This is a genomic window from Enterococcus sp. LX10 (assembly GCF_023539285.1).
In the GTDB taxonomy this organism is placed as follows: Bacteria; Bacillota; Bacilli; order Lactobacillales; family Enterococcaceae; genus Enterococcus; species Enterococcus faecalis.
The window spans coordinates 1,439,677-1,456,354 of the sequence record NZ_CP092784.1 but is presented as its reverse complement, the minus strand read 5'-3'; the positions used below and the strand labels follow the sequence as shown (position 1 = coordinate 1,456,354).

General features: G+C 38.5%; 17 protein-coding genes and 2 riboswitches. Of the genes, 16 read left to right on the top strand and 1 reads right to left on the bottom strand.

Features of this window, described 5'->3' with window-relative positions; genetic code table 11:
• Positions 1–2 precede the first annotated feature (2 nt).
• Positions 3–878, top strand: coding sequence for an aldose 1-epimerase family protein (locus MKZ30_RS06930; RefSeq protein ID WP_002408466.1), 876 nt, complete (start codon positions 3–5; stop codon positions 876–878).
• A gap of 41 nt (positions 879–919) precedes the next feature.
• On the opposite strand, the gene plsY is transcribed toward MKZ30_RS06930, so the two are convergent.
• Positions 920–1,549, bottom strand: coding sequence for a glycerol-3-phosphate 1-O-acyltransferase PlsY (plsY, locus tag MKZ30_RS06925; protein WP_249958746.1), 630 nt, complete (start codon positions 1,547–1,549; stop codon positions 920–922).
• Between the two features lie 205 nt (positions 1,550–1,754).
• Positions 1,755–1,914, top strand: a riboswitch (cobalamin riboswitch).
• Between the two features lie 187 nt (positions 1,915–2,101).
• Between plsY and MKZ30_RS06920 the strand changes: the two genes are divergently transcribed.
• From MKZ30_RS06920 to MKZ30_RS06850, 15 genes are all read left to right on the top strand, one after another.
• Complete coding sequence (locus MKZ30_RS06920) at positions 2,102–3,061, top strand: ABC transporter substrate-binding protein (RefSeq protein ID WP_010816538.1); 960 nt, start codon at positions 2,102–2,104, stop codon at positions 3,059–3,061.
• Positions 3,054–4,061 carry a FecCD family ABC transporter permease gene (locus MKZ30_RS06915; protein WP_033601231.1) on the top strand — a complete coding sequence of 336 codons (1,008 nt, stop codon included), beginning with the start codon at positions 3,054–3,056 and terminating at the stop codon, positions 4,059–4,061. Before MKZ30_RS06920 ends, MKZ30_RS06915 begins: the two co-directional genes overlap by 8 nt.
• Entirely contained in the window at positions 4,058–4,825 is a 768-nt protein-coding gene (locus MKZ30_RS06910) for an ABC transporter ATP-binding protein (protein ID WP_002365688.1), read from the top strand. Before MKZ30_RS06915 ends, MKZ30_RS06910 begins: the two co-directional genes overlap by 4 nt.
• A gap of 141 nt (positions 4,826–4,966) precedes the next feature.
• On the top strand, positions 4,967–5,410 hold the full coding sequence (locus MKZ30_RS06905) for a EutP/PduV family microcompartment system protein (protein ID WP_002363995.1): 444 nt from the start codon (positions 4,967–4,969) through the stop codon (positions 5,408–5,410).
• Entirely contained in the window at positions 5,407–5,988 is a 582-nt protein-coding gene (locus MKZ30_RS06900; protein WP_002408470.1) for a cob(I)yrinic acid a,c-diamide adenosyltransferase, read from the top strand. Before MKZ30_RS06905 ends, MKZ30_RS06900 begins: the two co-directional genes overlap by 4 nt.
• 44 nt (positions 5,989–6,032) lie before the next feature.
• Positions 6,033–6,182: riboswitch (adenosylcobalamin (AdoCbl) riboswitch) on the top strand.
• 292 nt (positions 6,183–6,474) lie between these two features.
• Complete coding sequence (locus tag MKZ30_RS06895) at positions 6,475–7,605, top strand: 1-propanol dehydrogenase PduQ (RefSeq protein WP_010819397.1); 1,131 nt, start codon at positions 6,475–6,477, stop codon at positions 7,603–7,605.
• Positions 7,606–7,764: 159 nt separating this feature from the next.
• The gene (eutS, locus tag MKZ30_RS06890) at positions 7,765–8,112 is read left to right on the top strand and encodes an ethanolamine utilization microcompartment protein EutS (RefSeq protein ID WP_002345864.1); all 348 of its coding nucleotides are present in this window, start codon (positions 7,765–7,767) and stop codon (positions 8,110–8,112) included.
• 27 nt (positions 8,113–8,139) lie between these two features.
• Positions 8,140–8,712 (top strand): ANTAR domain-containing response regulator, encoded by a 573-nt coding sequence (locus tag MKZ30_RS06885; RefSeq protein ID WP_002384488.1) that lies wholly within the window; start codon positions 8,140–8,142, stop codon positions 8,710–8,712.
• Entirely contained in the window at positions 8,713–10,146 is a 1,434-nt protein-coding gene (locus MKZ30_RS06880) for a GAF domain-containing sensor histidine kinase (protein WP_002357504.1), read from the top strand. It abuts the gene before it with no gap.
• Between the two features lie 66 nt (positions 10,147–10,212).
• Positions 10,213–11,661, top strand: coding sequence for an ethanolamine ammonia-lyase reactivating factor EutA (gene eutA / locus MKZ30_RS06875; protein WP_050444162.1), 1,449 nt, complete (start codon positions 10,213–10,215; stop codon positions 11,659–11,661).
• A gap of 17 nt (positions 11,662–11,678) precedes the next feature.
• A complete protein-coding gene (locus MKZ30_RS06870; protein ID WP_002357506.1) occupies positions 11,679–13,043 on the top strand; it encodes an ethanolamine ammonia-lyase subunit EutB in 1,365 nt (454 codons plus the stop codon).
• Between the two features lie 17 nt (positions 13,044–13,060).
• Complete coding sequence (eutC, locus tag MKZ30_RS06865; protein WP_033601235.1) at positions 13,061–13,972, top strand: ethanolamine ammonia-lyase subunit EutC; 912 nt, start codon at positions 13,061–13,063, stop codon at positions 13,970–13,972.
• Between the two features lie 13 nt (positions 13,973–13,985).
• Positions 13,986–14,639 (top strand): ethanolamine utilization microcompartment protein EutL, encoded by a 654-nt coding sequence (gene eutL / locus MKZ30_RS06860; RefSeq protein ID WP_010715225.1) that lies wholly within the window; start codon positions 13,986–13,988, stop codon positions 14,637–14,639.
• A 13-nt stretch (positions 14,640–14,652) separates the two neighbouring features.
• Positions 14,653–15,171: a BMC domain-containing protein gene (locus MKZ30_RS06855; RefSeq protein WP_002360254.1), complete on the top strand. Its 519-nt coding sequence runs from the start codon at positions 14,653–14,655 to the stop codon at positions 15,169–15,171.
• Positions 15,162–16,640 carry an acetaldehyde dehydrogenase (acetylating) gene (locus tag MKZ30_RS06850; protein ID WP_016614606.1) on the top strand — a complete coding sequence of 493 codons (1,479 nt, stop codon included), beginning with the start codon at positions 15,162–15,164 and terminating at the stop codon, positions 16,638–16,640. The genes MKZ30_RS06855 and MKZ30_RS06850 overlap by 10 nt, the downstream gene beginning before the upstream one ends.
• Positions 16,641–16,678 lie beyond the last annotated feature (38 nt).

The window sequence follows — 16,678 nt, the reverse complement described above, 5'->3', positions numbered from 1 at the left end:
CAATGACTGTACAAATTGAAAATGAATTTCTAATCGCAACATTTGCTGAAGAAGGAGCAGAATTAGTAAGTTTACAATCAAAAGAAACCGGCATTGAATATATTTGGCAAGGAAATCCTGAATTTTGGGCCCGCCATGCGCCCGTACTTTTTCCGATTGTCGGTCGTCTAAAAGAAGATACGTATATGTACCAAAATCAAGCGTATCATTTAACTCAACATGGTTTTGCTCGTGATCAAGTATTTGATGTGATCGAAAAAGGCGCAGAAGAAGTTTCTTTTTCACTAAAATCAACAAAAGAAACCAAGAAAAAGTATCCTTTTGATTTTGAACTAGTGATTACTTATACATTAGAACATCAAGAATTGACTGTAAACTACCAAGTAGAAAACACAGGGAAAGAAGAGATGTATTTTGGGATTGGTGGTCATCCAGCCTTTAATGTACCCTTAGAATCTTCACTAACGTTTGAAGATTATTATCTAAGTTTTTCACCTAAAAAATCACGGACACAAATTCCCTTAGCAGGCCCGTTTATTGATTTAGCGAATAAAACGCTAGCCCAAACGAATACCAGCTTTGACTTAACGCATCAATTATTTGAAAATGATGCAATGATTTTTGAAACAAAAGGTCAAACAGCAATTACGATTGCCACAGACGAAAGTGACCATCAAGTCACATTAAGTTATCCAGAAATGCCTTTTGTAGGGATTTGGTCACCGACACCGAAAGAAGCGCCTTTTGTCTGTATCGAACCTTGGTGCGGGATTGCTGATGCTGTCGACGCAACTGGCCAACTTGCTGAAAAATTTGGCATCAATAAGTTACCAGCTAACGAACTATTTAAAACACAGTATATGATTAGTGTAAAATAAAGAAAAAGGCTGTGAACAAATAATGTTCACAGCCTTTTTCTTTATTTTTTTGCACGTAAGCCAAAAGAGAGGCGACTTTCTGTTCCATTTTTAATTCGCTGAATGTTTTCACGATGACGGACAAAGATAAAAGTAGTCAAAGCAATCGCAATCACGGTTAATAACCAGTTAAATGTTGGTAAAATAGCTGGGACAGTGAAAGGCAAAATAATAGTAGAAAGTGTAATTAGTACAGCGCTAATCATACTTGTTAAACTCACCATACTGGTTAGATACAGACAAATCACAAAAATAAGAGCAGAATAAATAAAAAATGTGGGGCTGTATGCTAATAACATGCCAGCGCTAGTGGCTACGGCTTTACCACCTTTGAAATTGGCAAAAATAGGGAAGGTATGCCCTAAAACAGCTGCTACCCCAAAGAAAAGCGGGTTCACGCCTTGTAAACCAAACAAATAGGGTAATGAAGTGGCTAACGTTCCTTTCAAGATATCCATTAATAATACCGTATTTCCGGCAGGTTTCCCTAAGACACGAAATGTATTGGTTGTTCCTGTATTCCCACTCCCAAATTGGCGTATATCTTTTTTAAAGAAAAGTTTGCCAATCCAAACACCTGAGGGAATCGAACCTAATAAATAGGCAACAAGTAACAAAATGACGATTTTCATCAAGTTAACCTCTTTCTTATTCAAACTAGGATTTATTTTATCATGAATAGAAAAACGGAACAACGTCTAATAACTAAAACAAGAAAAGTTTTTCTTTTGCTTGAGGAAGCGTTGACAAATGGTTGATAACCGTTATAATAAATGTGTGTCATTAGACAAAGACGTCTAATCACTGGTTTGAAAATTAGTTATCAACGAAGATACAATATATATGTACTTATGAAGTGTCAGGGAAAGAGGTGCGAATCCTCTACAGACCTACCTACTGTATGGTGGATGAAACCAATAAGACCACAGATTATTCTGGAAGGATTGGGAGTAAGAAGAAGCTAAGTCAGGATACCGGCTTGATAAGTCTAATCATTCTTTTGTAGGAAAAAGAAGGGGCTTTGAAGATAACTGGCTGAGTATATCATTAGCATAGTTAAGTGACTGCTTTTTTTCTATTGGAGAAAAAAGTGGTTTTTTTGTATTGTTTTGACGTTGAGACAAAGGAGGTTCATTTCAAAAAATTTTCCCCAAAATAAAATAGACGAATGCGAGGATGAAAAAATGAAAAAATTTACTTTAACAATGATGACTTTAGGTTTAGTAGCAACACTTGGATTAGCAGGGTGTGGTAAACAGGAAAAGAAAGCAACTACCTCTTCTGAAAAAACAGAAGTAACGTTACCAACCAAAGACCGTAGCGGCAAAGAAATTACTTTACCCAAAGAAGCAACCAAAATTATTTCTCTAGTGCCATCAACAACAGAAGTGATTGAAGACTTAGGTAAAACCGATCAATTAATCGCAGTTGATACTCAAAGTAGCACAATGATGACTGATTTAAAAAAATTACCACAAATGGATATGATGGCTGTCGATGCCGAAAAATTGATTGCCTTGAAACCACAAATTGTTTATGTGAATGACATCAATTTAGCTAGCTCAGAAAGTGTTTGGAAACAAGTGGAAGATGCTGGAATTACAGTCGTTAATATCCCCACTAGTACAAGTATCAAAGCAATCAAAGAAGACGTCCAATTCATCGCGGATAGCTTATCTGAACATGAAAAAGGACAAAAGTTAATCAAAACAATGGATCAAGAAATCGACGAAGTAGCCAAAATTGGTAAAACCATTAAAAAACCAAAAACTGTTTTGTTTGAAGTGGCTGCCTTACCAGACATTTATAGTTTTGGTAATGGGACATTTTTAAATGAAATGATTGAAACAATTGGGGCAAAAAATGTTTTGGCAAATGAAAAAGGCTGGTTACCAGTGACAGAAGAAGCGGCCATTGCTGCAAAACCAGAAATCATTTTAACCAATGTTAACTATATGAAAGATCCCGCCAAAGAAATTTTAGCTCGTAAAAACTGGGAAAGCGTTCCAGCAGTTCAAAACAAAGAAGTTTTCGAAATTGATAATATGTCTAGCTCTTTACCAAATAACCACATTACCAAAGCATTAAAACAAATGGCAAAAGCTGTTTATCCAGAGGAATATAAGGATTTAAAAGATGAGTAAAAAAACGTGTCTCATACTGATGCTCTTGATCAGTATGAGCATGCTCTTTTTGGGTATTAAAATTGGAAGTGTTCAGATTTCGTTTACGGATTTGCTTCAAATTTTAGTGAAAAAGACGGTTTCAGAAGACGGGATTTTAGAGGGAATCATCTGGAATGTTCGGTTACCGCGTGTCGTGATGGCCTATCTCGTGGGCGCAGGCTTAGCAGTAAGTGGCACGGTGATGCAATCGCTCTTAGGTAATCCTTTAGCTTCTTCGTATACTTTGGGCGTATCAGCGGGAGCATCCTTAGGCGCTGCGTTAATCATGGTAACTGGAGTAACTGCTTCGATCTTAGGGGCATTTTTATTGCCTTTAACTGGTTTTATCTTTGGCTTAGCAACGGTCTTTTTAGTTTTGTTATTTACGCAAACAATGGATAGTCAAATGTCCAATCAAACAGTTGTTTTAGTGGGGATGATTATGACCTTGTTTGTCGGTGCTATTTTGACGTTGATTACAGCACTTTTCCAAGATTATTTGAAACAATTAGTCTTTTGGCAAATGGGTAGTTTTTCTGGCAGTAATTGGCAAAAAATTGCTATTTATTGTCCAATCTTGCTTGTCAGTAGTCTGTTTCTTTGGTTTGATGCCAACGCATTGGATGTTCTTGGCTTAGGAGAAGAACATGCGATGTTAGCGGGAGTAGAAGTCAAAACAGCAAAACTACGCATTATTCTTTTGGCTAGTTTACTAGCAGGAAGTGCGGTTTCATTTGTCGGTGTGATTGGTTTTGTTGATTTAATAGCAGCACATATTGTCCGTCGCTATCTAGGGGCGACTCATCGCTGGCTGATTCCCGGTTCAGCAATCTTAGGTGGGACCATCATGGTAATAGGGGACACAATTGCTCGCACGATTTTATCACCAAGAGAAATTCCCATCGGGGCCGTAACAGCCTTGATTGGAGCGCCATTCTTCTTGTATATTTACTTTAAAAAAAGGGGCGTTGCTGCATGATTGAATTAAAAGAAACAGCTGTAACGCTCCAACAAACCCCCATTTTAAAAGATATTTCCCTCGTTTTTCCGACAGGTAGTAAAACTTGTATTTTAGGTCCAAATGGTTGCGGTAAAACGACACTTTTAAAAACGATTGCCGGACTTGTCCCTTATAGTGGTTCTGTTTTAATTGATGGTCAAGAAGTTCATGGACAAAAGCGGAAGGAATTGGCAACGAAAGTAGCGATGATGAGTCAATTCACGACAGTTGCTTTTGATTATACGGTTTACGAAACAGTTTTGATGGGGGCGTATCGACAACAAGCACAACGTTTTTTACCTATTGTTTCTAAACAAGAAAAAGAACGAGTCCTTTATTATTTAGAACGCACGGGTTTATTGCCTTTAAAAGATAAAGTTGTCAATCAGCTTTCAGGAGGACAACAACAACGAGTATTTTTGGCTAAATTATTTGTACAAGATCCAGAAATTATTTTATTGGATGAACCCAATAATCATTTGGATATTCGGTATCAACAAGAATTGATTCAGCAGTTAAATGAGTGGAGTGCGCAAGAAGGGAAAACGTTAATCGGGGTGTTTCATGATATCCGTTTAGCGTTAACGCTAAGTGAAAAAATTGTGTTTATGAAGCAAGGGAAAGTGGCCGCGCAAGGTGATTTTCAAACGTTGGCTTCAAAAGAATTTTTACAAACGATTTTTGAAACAGATATTGTTTCCTATTTTCAGAAACAACATAAAGTTTGGGAAACTATTCAATAACTTTGACAAGTTTTTTGGAAACAGGTAAGATAAAGGCAAAGAATCAGAAACACAATGGCGTGTTTTAACAAATCGGCAAAGGAGCCCAAGACTAAGTACGTGATGGTACTTGCTTTGGGCTCCTTTTTTATGGAGGTAGCGATGAAACGAATCATTTTAATGGGAGCTATCGGTTGTGGCAAAACCACGTTATGTCAAGCTCTGCAAGGCAAAGAATTAATTTATGATAAAACACAGGCGGTGGAATTTCATACAGAAATGATTGATACACCGGGCGAGTTTATTTTGCATCGGCAATATTATAATGCATTAAACGTCACAGCGGCAGAAGCAGATGTGATCGGTTTGGTTCAAAGTGCTGTAGAAACACAACAAGTTTTTTCACCAGGATTTGGTAGTATTTTCCCGAAAGAAATCATTGGTATTTTAACCAAGATTGATTTAGCACAAGATTCTCAGCAGTTAGAGATTGTTCGGCAACAATTAAAAAGTGCGGGTGCAACAAGAATTTTTGAAATTTCTTCTGTTGAAAAAATTGGCTTGCAAGAATTAGTAGATTATTTAGAGGAGGATGAAGCAGAATGAAAATTTATACAAAAACTGGCGATAAGGGAATGACGAAATTAGTCGGCAGCTCAACCGTCGCTAAGGATTCTGATCGAGTTGAAAGTTATGGAACAATTGATGAATTGAATTCTTGGGTCGGCTATATTATCAGCCAACTTCCACAAGAAAATCAAGAAATTAAAGAAGAACTAGAAGCTTTACAACATTTACTTTTTGATGCGGGAACAGATTTGTCAACACCGATTGAAGCACAACGACCATTTAAATTACAAAAGGAAAGTGTCCATTGGCTAGAACAGCGGATTGATTTCTACACTGCACAATCACCAGATATTGATCGTTTTATTTTACCTGGCGGAACCTCAGCAGCCAGTATGGTTCATGTGGCTCGGACGATTGCACGGCGCGCAGAACGCATCATTGTTCGTTTAAATTGGACAGCCAAAATTAACGAAGAGGTATTAATTTTTACCAATCGTTTATCAGATTATTTTTATGCGTTGGCTCGCTATTTAAATGTTCAAGCACAACGACCTGATGTTTTTTATGAACGAAGCGAAAAGGTTTTCCATAAAATTAAAGAGGATGGATTGTAAACAGTTGCTTTTCTAAAAAACTTATGGTAAATTTCAGATAGATTAAACGAATATTTTATGAAAAATATGAATGGAAGCCAGTGAGAATCTGGCACGGTCCCGCCACTGTGAAGAAGCAAGGTTGCTTTTAAGTCAGGTCTTTTCATTTTTTCATTATTGGGCATGCTGTTTCGAGGCAAAACAGGATGTTTCTTAACAACGCTTGTGTTGAAAATCCAGCCCAAGATATTTGTATTAATCCAATTAATGGCACGAGGAAGTGCTTTTGGGAATTTTGGGCTGGTCTTTCAATGTTGAAGGAGATTTCAGGTACAATGACGTACTGCTATATTCCCTTTTTTTATTGACAATTAATTAAAGGCGTTGTACTCTATGGATAAGGTTTCGTGTACAATGGCGTATACATAAGGAAGCAAAGACGCTTCAGACAGATGATTTTTCGTTTGTTTGAAGTGTCTTTTTGTATTTTATTAAGGAGGAATTTAGATGAAAACAATTCATTTCCCTACCGAACTATGGGTAGGAGAAGGCGCATTAGCCAATTTGGAAACACTTCATGATAAACGTGTTTTCATTGTCACAGATCCATTCATGGTTGACTCTGGATTTGTGAATGAAGTGACAAAGCATTTAACAAAAAGTGAATGGCAAATTTTTAGTGACATCATCCCCGATCCACCAATTGATAAAATCGCTGCGGGAATTAAGCAGTTAGCAACATTTCAAGGAGATACGATATTAGCTTTAGGTGGGGGATCCGCTATTGATGCGGCCAAAGCAATGAAATTTTTTGGCAAACGTACTTTGCAAACTCAGATTGCTGAGTTTATTGCGGTTCCTACAACTAGTGGAACTGGTTCAGAAGTTACGAATTTTTCAGTGATTACGGTTGCAGAAACTGGCACGAAAATCCCGCTTGTAACGGATGAAATTCAACCAGAAATTGCGATTTTAGATACAAATTTAGTGATGAGTGTGCCACCAAAAATCACAGCGGATACAGGAATGGACGTCTTAACGCATGTTATTGAAGCGTATGTTTCAACAGAAGCAAATCCGATTTCAGATGCGTTGTGCGAAAAAGTCGTTCGCCTGGTATTCGACAATTTAGAAATAGCCTTTAATGAGGGTAGCAACCAACAAGCTCGTGAAAATATGCATTTAGCTTCATGTATGGCAGGGATGGCGTTTAATGTTACTTCGTTAGGCTTGAATCACGGTATTGCTCATGCGGCCGGTGCGCGTTTACATGTGCCACATGGACGAATGAATGCAATGCTCTTACCTGAAGTCATTGCATATAACAGTGGCTTAGCGAATGGCAAAGTCACCAACGAACCAACAGCCAAACGTTATGCGCAGTTAGCAAATTGTCTAAATGATACACAGACAACCAATGCACGGATTGGTGTTCAACAATTTATTCGACAAATCAAGCAACTCCGTCACAAATTAAACATGCCTGCCACTTTTAGTGATTATGGTTTACCAAAAGAAGAAGTCCAAGCTGCGATCCCAAAAATAGCTGAAGGCGCATTGATGGATGGCTGCACCAAAACAAATCCTGTCCAACCAACAGCAGCAGAAGTGACAAAAATTTTAAATTCTATCTTATAAGCGATTGACAGGATGAAATCGATAACATATAATGTGGGTAGCACAACGGCGTGCTTCAAAATTTAAGAGCAAAGAAGCTCCTTAGTAGAAAGCGAAAGTGGAACCTTTACGTTTTTTATTGAGGATTTTTTATTTGCTAAATTAAAGGAGCGAGTCTGGTTGGAAGAAAAACAACGAATGATTCAAGAATATGTTCCTGGGAAACAAGTAACGTTAGCGCACATCATTGCTAGTCCTAATAAAGAAATTTATACAAAATTAGGATTGCCAGAAGGCACCAGCAATGCACTAGGTATTTTGACAATCACTCCGAGCGAAGCGGCAATTATCGCTGTTGATATTGCGACTAAAAGCGGAGATATCCAAATCGGTTTTATTGATCGTTTTTCTGGATCGGTGGTCATTTCTGGTGACGTAAGCTCAGTGGAAGCGGCCTTACAAGCGGTGATTGAAGGTTTACAACAGATTTTAAACTTTTCTGTAACTTGTAAAATTACCAGAACATAGCGTTGAAAGGACAAGGGCGTGAAGAAAATGGATGGACGAATTGTAATAGTCGATGATGAACCTATTACGAGACTCGATATTCGTGATATTGTGATAGAAGCAGGGTACGAAGTAGTCGGTGAAGCGGCCGATGGTTTTGAAGCAATTGAAGTATGTAAAAAAACACAACCTGACCTAGTATTAATGGACATTCAAATGCCAATTTTAGATGGTCTAAAAGCAGGTAAAAAAATTGTTCAAGACCAACTAGCCAGTAGTATTGTCTTTTTATCTGCATACAGTGACGTACAAAATACGGACAAGGCTAAAAAATTAGGCGCATTGGGTTATTTAGTTAAACCTCTAGATGAAAAATCATTAATACCTACAATTGAAATGAGCATTGAACGAGGCAAACAAACGCAGCTGTTACTAAGTCAAATCGATAAATTAAGTTTAAAATTAGAAGAACGTAAAATTATTGAAAAAGCCAAAGGTATTCTTGTAAAAGAAAATCATATATCGGAAGAAGAAGCCTACCAAATGTTGCGTACGTTAAGTATGAACAAACGCGCACGTATGAGTGAAATTGCAGAATTGATTGTAATGGATGATGAATAAATGAAACGATTAGAGCAATTATGTCACCAATATACCAATCTTTCAGAATCAGACATTAAAGAATTACAACGTACAGCACGTTATCTTTCTTCGACGACACTCTATCAAAGTGCAGATGTTTTTATTGATGTGTATAAGGAAATGTCACAGCAAGCACTAGTCGTTTATCATAAGCCGCCTGCGAAGACAACTTCTTTATATAGCGGAGATGTCGTCGGGATGGAAGCTTTATTAAAAAATGAACCTGGTGTTCTGCGTACCATGCAAACTAGCTTAAATAGCATTGGTTTGTTAGCAGTGACTCAGGAAAATCGTTTGATTAAGCAAAATATCTATCCCATTCGCAATGAACATCGAACGATTGGTGTCATTATTGTCGAGATTGCGGCAGATGAAGAGATTCAAGCGGACTTACAAAAAGAGGAGTTAAATAACTGCCAGTTAGCAAAAGTAGCGAAATCAACTAGTCAAGTCGACGCATTATTTATTGATCAATTGGCAGAAGCCGTTTTGATTTTTGATGCGGCGGGTCACTTATTAATTACCAATCACAATGCACAAGAGCTTTATCGCAAACTTGGTTATCGGGATAATATCATTGGAATGAGCTATGACAATTTGTCCATCGATTATACAACTTTTGAATATGTGTTGTATCAAATGAAATATAAAATGAGTAATCAACCAATTGAAAGCAAAACGACCTACCTTAATTATTATTTTAAGGTTCGAAAAGTGTGGTTGGCATCAGAAGAACAACTGATTATGATTATTCAAGACAATACAGAATTTAAAGAAAAAGAAGCGGAAATTATTTCCAAATCTGTTGCGATTCGTGAAATTCATCATCGTGTTAAAAATAACTTGCAATCGGTGGTTTCCTTATTGCGTATTCAAGAACGGCGAACGCAAAGCCCCGAAGCAAAGAAAGTCCTTCATGAAAGTGTCAATCGAATTATGGCGATTGCAGCCACCCATGAATTGCTGTCAAAACAAGTCAAAGATGACGTTGCTTTACGGCAAACATTGGAAGCAGTGATGTATAATTTTAGACATCTTTTTCAAGGCGCACAACCCATTGAGATGATGATGGATGTTGATCCAGCCATTATGGTTTCTAGCGAACAAATGGTTACCATTTCCCTTGTTGTCAACGAACTATTACAAAACATTTTTGATCACGCATTTGAGCCACAAACAAGTGGCGTTGTTAAACTTAGTGGAACATTAGATAATAAAATGATTACCATTACTGTTACAGATAATGGTAAAGGCTATGACGTTCATCAAAGTAACGAGACCAGTTTAGGTTTGATGATTGTCAAAAGCTACGTAAAAGATAAATTAAAAGGAAAAATTACAATTGAATCCAATAAACAGGGAACTAAAACCTGTTTCTATTTCGAACAGAACACCAGTGATGTTGTTCATTGATTAAGCAAAGGCGCTTAAAGAAAAGTAGAAAGAAATTTTCTAACGATTCTTTAAGTGCCTTTTTGTATGCAAAAGGAGGCGAGTCAGGCGATGTCGAAGGAAACACTTTTAACCGTAGGGATTGATTTAGGGACGTCTACAACCCAATTAGTCTTGTCAGAATTAACTGTTGAAAATTTTGCCTCTGCGTTTACAGTACCACGTATCAGCATTTCTGATAAAAAAGTCATTTACCGAAGTGACATTATCTTTACACCCTTACTTAACCAATCAGAAATTGATGCAGAACCTATCAAAGCGTTTGTAGCGGAGCAATATCGCCAAGCAGGCATTCATAAACAAGATATTCAAATGGGTGCGGTAATTATCACAGGTGAAACTGCTCGAAAAAGCAATGCCAACAATGTGCTACGAGCACTTAGTGGCTACGCAGGTGATTTTGTCGTTGCTACGGCTGGTCCCGATTTAGAAAGTATCATTGCCGGAAAAGGAGCTGGCGCTCAAACCTATTCTGAGACGAAACGCCGACCGGTGGTTAATTTAGATATTGGTGGTGGAACGACAAATTTAGCTGTCTTTAAAGATGGTGAAGTGATTGACACGGCTTGTTTTGACATTGGCGGACGCTTAATTAAATTAGATCAACAACAAAAAATCACCTATATAGCTTCGAAAATTCAAGAAATTATAAATAAAAAAGGGCTAACCTTGCACCTTGGTGACCAAGCCACCGAACAAAACTTACTGCCAATTATTTCGGAATTAGTTGCCGTGTTAGAAAATAGCATTGGCTTGGGGACACAAAGTCCGTTCTACCAGTTATTAGTAACCAACCATCCACTACGAAAAGGTGAAGAATTACCAATTGTAACATTTTCTGGTGGTGTGGCTGATTGCTTAAATACGACAAGTACGAATCTCTTTAAATATGGGGACATCGGCTTACTTTTAGGGAAATACTTGAGAAAGTCACTGATTTTTTCGGAAAAAGAAGTCTTAGAAAGCGCAGAAACAATCCGAGCAACGGTCGTCGGAGCAGGTTCACACACTGCTGAAATTAGCGGAAGCACGATCGCTTACCGTGAGCAAATTTTGCCGGTAAAAAATATCCCAATTCTAAAATTAGCGCAAGAGGATGAAACCCTTACTGTGACAGAACTAGGCCAGCGAATCCAAGAAAAACTCAATTGGCATCGTATTGAAGAAACACCCCAGATTGCCCTAGCAATTAGAGGCATGAGCAATCCAACATTTGCTGATATTCAACGCTATGGTCAAGGGATTGTGGAAGGATTAGCTAGTTTAGTTGCTGAACAAATTCCCATTATTGTTATGGTAGATGAAGACATGGCGAAAGCTTTAGGGCATGCCTTAAGTGCCCATCTGCCAAAAGACTATCCGTTTATCTGTCTTGACTCTGTCAAAGTAGAAAACGGTGATTATGTAGATATCGGCTTACCAGTGGCAGAAGGGGCCGTCCTTCCAGTCATTGTTAAGACCTTAGTATTTAATTAAAAAGGAGCGACACAAAGATGATTTTAAAAACCAAACTATTTGGCAAAGTCTATCAATTTACATCCGTTAAAGAAGTCTTAGCCAAAGCCAATGAAGAAAAGTCTGGCGACAAGTTAGCTGGCGTAGCTGCTAATTCAGCCGAAGAACGCGTGGCAGCGAAAGTCGTTTTATCGGAATTGTCCTTAAATGACTTGTTTAACAATCCCGTTGTTGATTATGACGAAGACGAAGTGACACGCATTATTATTGACCAAGTCAATATGCGAATTTTTGAAAGTATTAAACATTGGACAGTCGCAGAATTACGCGAATTTATCTTATCTTCGGAAACAACCGATTTTGATATCAAACGAATTTCCCGTGGACTCACTTCTGAAATGATTGCTGCTGTCTGTAAATTAATGTCCAACATGGATCTAATTGTTGGCGCAAAAAAAATCAATATTGAAAAAACCGCCAACACAACGATTGGCCGTCCCGGAACTTTTTCAAATCGTTTACAGCCGAACCATCCAACCGATAATGTCGATGGCATTATGGCTTCAGTTATGGAAGGTCTTTCTTATGGCGCCGGTGATGCTTTAATTGGTTTGAATCCTGTTGATGATTCTACAGAAAGTGTTAAACGAATCTTAAACAAATTTGAAGAGTTCCGTAGCGAATGGGAAATTCCAACACAAACTTGCGTGCTTGCTCACGTAACGACACAAATGGAAGCCATGCGTCAAGGCGCGCCAACTGGCTTAGTCTTTCAATCCATCGCTGGTTCAGAAAAAGGGAACACAGCATTTGGTTTAAATGCAGAAATTTTAGCTGAAGCACAAGATTTAGCACTTCACAGTGGTCAAGCAGCTGGTCCTAATGTGATGTATTTTGAAACAGGTCAAGGCTCAGAACTTTCTTCTGAAGCGAACTTTGGCGCAGACCAAGTCACAATGGAAGCGCGTTGTTATGGCTTAGCCAAAAAATTTGATCCGTATATTGTAAATACCGTTGTTGGCTTTATTGGACCAGAATATCTTTACGATTCAAAACAAGTCATCCGCGCTGGTTTAGAAGATCATTTCATGGGCAAATTAACTGGAATTTCAATGGGCTGTGATGTCTGCTACACCAACCATATGAAAGCTGATCAAAATGATATGGAAAACTTAGCAATGTTATTAGCAACAGCTGGTTGTACGTATATCATGGGGATTCCTCATGGCGATGATGTCATGTTAAATTATCAAACAACTGGGTTCCATGAAACTGCGACGATTCGTGAAACATTAGGCTTACGTCCAATTAAAGAATTTGAAGAATGGATGGAAAAAATGGGCTTAATGGAAAACGGAAAATTAACAAGTCGCGCTGGCGATGCATCTGTATTTATTAAATAAACGAGGTGAGAATACAAATGAACGAAAAAGAATTAAAAGAAATGATTGCCGGAATTTTAACAGAAATGGTCGCTGACAATCAAGCGGTTTCGACTGCCACTGTGACTGCTGAAGAAAAACCAGTCACAACACACGTCACTGAAACGACAGAAATTGAAGAAGGCCTAATTCCTGACATTACTGAAGTAGATTTACGTAAACAATTACTATTGAAAAATGCCGTAGATCCTGAAGCACTATTAAAAATGAAAGCTTTCTCGCCAGCTCGTTTAGGCGTTGGTCGTGTAGGGACGCGTTATATGACTAGTTCAACATTACGTTTCCGAGCGGACCATGCGGCAGCACAAGATGCGGTCTTTTCAGACGTAAGTGAAGACTTGGTAAAAGAAATGAATTTTATTTCTACAAAAACAATCTGTAACAGTAAAGATGAATATTTAACACGTCCAGATTATGGTCGTCAATTTGATGAAGAAAATAGTGAAATCATTCGAAAAAATACGACACCAAAAGCCAAAATCCAAATGGTCGTAGGGGATGGCCTTAGTTCAGCAGCTATCGAAGCGAATATTAAAGAAGTCCTACCAGCAATTAAACAAGGATTAAACATGTACAACTTAGATTTCGACAATGTTGTTTTTGTTAAATATTGTCGCGTGCCAGCAATGGATAAAATTGGTGAAATCACTGACGCTGATGTTGTTTGTTTGCTAGTTGGCGAACGTCCTGGTTTAGTAACAGCTGAATCTATGAGTGCCTACATTGCTTACAAACCAACTGTCGGTATGCCAGAAGCACGGCGGACAGTTATTTCAAATATTCACAAAGGTGGGACACCGGCTGTTGAAGCAGGCGCCTACATTGCCGAAATTATTAAAAAAATGTTAGACAAGAAAAAATCTGGTATTGATTTAAAAGAAGCTGAATAAAGGAGGATTTCTCATGAAAAATGATCGTCTAGGTGCAAATGTCCTAAGTATGAAAGTCATTCCCAATGTCGATCCGGCATTAGCAAAAGAATTATCATTGAAACCAGAACATCGCTCATTAGGAATTGTTACTTCCGATTGTGATGATGTCACTTATGTTGCATTAGATGAAGCAACTAAAGCCGCCGATGTTACTGTAGTTTACGGTAAAAGTATGTATGCTGGCGCAGCAAATGCTTCAACCAAATTAGCCGGTGAAGTGATTGGCATTATTGCTGGTCCGAGTCCTGCCGAAATCAATAGTGGCTTGAGTGTCATTACGCAAGTCATTGAAGAAGAAGCCAGCTTCTATAGTGCTAACGAAGATGACAGTATTGTTTATTTTGCGCATGTAGTGTCAAGAACGGGTAGCTTTTTATCTGAACAAGCGAATATTCCTGAAGGTGAAGCGATTGCTTATCTGATTGCTCCACCGCTAGAAGCAATGGTTGGCTTAGATGCAGCAATGAAAGCTGCCGATGTTCAAATGGGTGTCTTTTATGGCCCACCTTCTGAAACGAACTTTGGCGGCGCCTTATTGACAGGTAGTCAATCTGCATGTAAAGCTGCTTGCAGTGCGTTTGAACAAGTCATTCAAAATATCGCTGACAATCCGTTGAGTTATTAAGGATGTGACCTGAATGAAAGCATTAGGAATGGTCGAAGTCAAAGGGTTTTTAGGTGCCATTAGTGTGGCCGATGCGGCATTAAAAGCCGCCGACGTTACTTTGTTAAAAGCTGAAATTATTAATGGCGGTTTAACAACTGTGGAACTGATTGGTGACGTTGCCGCGGTTCAAGCTGCCGTTGAAGTAGGCACGGAAGTAGCTAAAGAATTAAATTGTTTAATTGCTCATCATGTGATCTCACGGGTTGATGCTCAAACGGAAGTGATTTTATCAGATCCAGAACCCAAGTCAGCACCTGAACCGATGGAACAAATAGAAGTAATTGAAGAAGAGATTGAAACACCAGACTTGGAAGAACACACTGGCACACGCCAAAAATTAGAAACACAACGCGTGGTTGATTTACGCAAACAAGCCTACAAAATGAACCTAAGTAGTTTAAAGAAAAGTGAGATTAAATTTGCCAATAAAGAAGCTTTAATTCAAGCAATCATGGCTGAAATAGAAAGAAGTGAAGACGAGTGGAATTAGTAGATAAAGACTTACGTTCCATCCAAGAAACAAGAAATTTAATCAGAAAAGCCAAAGAGGCACAGCAAGTATTAGCAACATTTTCGCAAAAACAAATCGATGCGATTGTCCAAGCAGTTTCAGAGGCTACGTTTAACCAACGAGAAAAGTTAGCGAAAATGGCCAATGAAGAAACAGGATTTGGTATCTATGAAGATAAAATCATCAAAAATGCTTTCGCTTCAAAAGTAGTATATGACGAAATGAAGGACAAACCTACAGTTGGTGTGATCAATGATGATGCTGCCAAAAAAGTCACTGAAATTGCTGTCCCAGTTGGTGTAATTGCAGGATTAATTCCTTCTACCAACCCGACATCAACAGTCATTTACAAAGCATTAATTTCATTAAAAGCTGCCAACAGCATTGTTTTTTCACCACATCCCAATGCGTTGAAATCGATTATTGAAACAGTAGAAATTATCCAAAAAGCGGCTATTGCTGCAGGGGCACCAGAAGGTTGTGTCTCGGTCATCAAAACGCCAACTATGCAAGCGACCAACGAATTAATGAAAAATAAAGAAACAAATTTAATTTTAGCTACTGGTGGAAACGCAATGGTTAAAGCAGCGTACTCTTCTGGAACACCAGCAATCGGTGTTGGGCCTGGTAATGGACCAGCCTACATCGAACGAAGCGCAAATGTTCCTCATGCAGTGAAACAGATAATGGATTCAAAAACTTTCGATAACGGTACAATTTGTGCATCGGAACAATCAATTATTGTTGAAACTGTCAACCGTGAAGCGGTCAAAGAAGAGTTAATTAAGCAGGGCGCGTATTTCTTAAGTCCAGCCGAAGCCGACAAATTAGCTAAATTTATTTTACGACCAAACGGTACAATGAACCCGCAAATCGTAGGACGTTCCGTTCAACATATTGCTTCATTAGTTGGTTTATCTATTCCAAAAGATCGCCGCTTAATTGTTGCCGAAGAAACACATGTAGGCTTGAAATATCCATTTTCAAGAGAAAAATTGGCGCCGATTATTGCTTTCTATACAGTTGAAAACTGGGAAGCAGCTTGCGCGTTATCAATTGAAATTTTGAAAGGTGAAGGTGCGGGTCATACGATGGGCATTCACACAGAAAACAAAGAAGTCATTCGTGAATTTGGCTTAAGAAAACCCGTCTCTCGTTTGCTTGTTAACACCTCTGGTACACTTGGCGGAATTGGTGCTTCAACTAACTTAGTGCCAGCATTAACACTTGGCTGTGGCGCAGTTGGTGGCAGCTCAACTTCTGATAATATTGGAGTTGAAAATCTGTTCAATTTACGTCGTGTTGCTTATGGCGTGCGTGATTTAGAAGAGATTCGTCAAGAATTTGGTCAAACATCAACCACATCTGTGGCTACTTCTTGCGAAACAACCAATCAAGAAGAACTAGTAAATGCCGTGGTGGCTCAAGTTTTAGCTCGCTTAAACTAACAAGAAACGAGCGAGTAAGAGTAAAACAAATGAATTAT